Below are 2,948 nucleotides of genomic sequence, written 5' to 3'. Positions count from 1 at the left end.
GGGTGTTGGACAGGGTGATGTCGTCGGTGTGGTTGAACACCAGGCCGCCCGAGGCGACCTGCATGGCGATGGTGCCCTGCAGTTCGCCGGCCGCTTCGGCTGCGCGCCACAGCGGACCATCGTTGGCCACCGACCAGGTCTGCATACCGCCACCCACGGCCACATAGCCCGAGCTGCCAAGGGTCAGCGTGGTCCCTGCCGCGACGCGACCGCCGTTGCTGACGCTGAGGACGCCGTAGGGCTCACCGACCAGATGCGCGCCAACGGTGATGCCGTTGGCGGCCTCGATCGCCGCGCCGGCACCGCTCACCCGGACCTGCTGGTCGTAGCGCTGGGGAGCGTTGAGCATGGTGTTGGTGCCACCGGAGACCAGCAGCGTATCGGTGGCGACCAGCGCGCCGTCGAGCACGTCCACGTTGGTCCGTGCATCCAGTTCACCCAGATTGCTCCAGCGGCTGCCCGCGCCGGTCAGTGTTGCCACGCCGGTATCGCTGTAGGAATCCTTGATCCGTGCGCTGTTGGAACGGATCTCGCCGCCATCGCTCACCAGCAGGTGGGTACTGGTCATGACCCGGTCGCCACTCAGCAGCGAGYCCGCGCCGGACACTTCAATGCGGCCGACGCGGGCCGCGTTGCTCGGCAGGCCCACGTTGTCTTCGGCGGTGACATTGCCGGTGACCGCGACCACGCCGCCGTTTTCGATACGCAGCGCACCGTCGCCACTCCCGGACACGCGCATCAGGGACGCGTTCACCGTCGACCCGGTGCCAGTGACCTGCATCGAACCGCTGCCGCCCTGTGCGTAACCGATATCCAGGTCCTGCGTGGCCAACTGGCCGCCGTTGACGACCCTGACCGTGCCGTCGCCACCGCTCGCCGTGCCGGTCCGCAGGCCACGGCCGGCGTCGACCGCGCCACCGTCGATGTTGAGCGTGCCGTTGCCGGCCTGTCCCACCAGCAGATAGTTGTCGGTAACCGCCAGTTGGCCGCCCGCGACAACGTTCACCAGACCAATGCTGCCCGCCTCGGACCCGATGGCCAGGCCGAACTCGCCGGCCGCAGGCGTGGCGACCTTGGTGGTCTCCACCCGGCCACCGTTGCCGATGGTCAGCACGGCACTGCCCTCACGGCCGACCAGCATCTGGCGGGCGCTCAGCAGCGAACCGGCACCCTCCACCAGGCCAACGCCGAAGGCGTCGACGCCGTAACCGAAGGAGACGGTGCCGCCGGCAACGCTGGCGGTAGCGCCGTTGAGGAGTTCCAACGTGCCGTTGCCCGCGTCACCGACGCGCACCGAGGCACTATTGACCGTCAGCGAAACGCCCGCGCCTTGTGCACGCAGCGTGCCATCGCCGCCGACGTTGGTACCCAGCGACACCAGGTCATTGGAAATGATCGAGCCACCCGGGCCGAGGTCGACCACCACCRGACCGTTCGGGCCGATACGCAGGCCGTCGGCGTAGACGCGCGAATCCGTAACGGTTTCGTCGCTGTCGAAATCGAACACGGCCGCGAACGCGGACTGTGCCGGCACGGCGGCAAGACCCAGCGCAACCAGCATGGCCGCGCTCAATGCGGAGCGTCGACGCGTACCGCCAACAACGGGTGCGGGGCAGGTATGCGAAGCGGTCAGTTCGGATGCAACCTGCATCAAGCCGGTGGTGTGGTTGAACACCAGGCGATAAATCCTGTTCATGAAACTCCATGTAAGTGGACTCAGGGGCGCGGCGATTCCACATCGTGTGGAACGCAATGTCGCGGCAATTTCCAACGTGCTCTGGCTTAAAAAACACGGGGACGCAGAAAGTAAATGCATTCATTGAAACTGCCCATCGGACGCGTCTTAGTGCGATGTGGGGATGCCCTGAATCGCGGGTCAGAGTTCTCTGATAATTCGTCTTAAGCGCTACACATCACACGTCGCAGTGCGATGCAGCGCGCTTTGGAACAAGAACAAAAAAGTTCTTCTGCCAAATGGAAGCAGCGTCTTGTTGCTCAGAGGTACACGACGATACGCATGTGACTCGGTGGTTCCGGCGCGATGAGGATCTGTGGCGCCTCCGATCAGGATTGTCGCGCGCGTGAGGGCCCCATGCCCTTGGAGGCGAAATAAAGGAGGAGGCCGCCCGCGGCCGGGGGCGTCGCCGGAAAGGGCATGGGGCCCAGCGCCCGACTCACCGACGGCCACGTCTGGAAAAGTTCGAAGCACGCCACGTGCTTTCCATGCGCAATGAGAAAAAACCCAAAAAAAAGCCCCGCATCCGCGGGGCTTTTTCAGCGTGCGTCAGATCAGGTCAGGTCAACTGACCGTGGCAGTGCTTGTACTTCTTGCCGCTGCCGCACGGGCACGGATCGTTACGACCGACCTTGGGCTCGTCCAGCCGCACCTGCGCCACACCGTTCTGCGACGCTTCCACCTGCGCGGCCTCTTCGTCGGCGCTGTAGCTGCCAGCGTCCTGATGCTGGAACTGCGACTGCAGCAGACGGGCTTCCACCTGCTGGCGCTCGGCAGCTTCCAGCGCGGCCACTTCCTCTTCGCTGCGGATGCGCACGCGCGCCAGCAGGGTCACCACTTCGCGCTTGACGTTCTCCAGCATTTCCGAGAACAGCTCGAACGCTTCCTTCTTGTATTCCTGCTTGGGCTGCTTCTGCGCATAACCGCGCAGGTAGATGCCCTGGCGCAGGTAATCCATGCGTGCCAGATGCTCCTTCCAGCTCTGGTCGAGCACGGTCAGCATCACGTGCTTCTCCAGTGCGCGCATGGTCTCATCGCCCACGCCGGCTTCCTTCTCGGCGAAGTGTTCGTCGACGCGCGCCTGGACCTTCTCGGCGATCGCTTCGGCGTCCAGTTCCTCGTGCAGCTTGACCAGCCCCACCAGGTCCATCTGTACGCCCAGATCCGACTCCAGCGTGGCTTCCAGACCCTTCAGGTCCCACTGCTCGTCGAT

General features: G+C 64.8%; 2 protein-coding genes. Both read right to left on the bottom strand.

From position 1 onward, the window contains the following. On the bottom strand, nt 1-1,696 hold a 1,696-nt coding region (locus tag ACXJKH_RS17865; RefSeq protein WP_457321341.1), incomplete at its 3' end, for an ESPR-type extended signal peptide-containing protein. 598 nt (nt 1,697-2,294) lie between these two features. Beyond that, the coding region (locus tag ACXJKH_RS17860) for an SEC-C metal-binding domain-containing protein (RefSeq protein ID WP_457321339.1) at nt 2,295-2,948 on the bottom strand (654 nt) is incomplete at its 5' end.

This window comes from Stenotrophomonas sp. P5_B8 (assembly GCF_054049855.1).
This window is presented reverse-complemented; position numbering and strand designations above follow the sequence as displayed.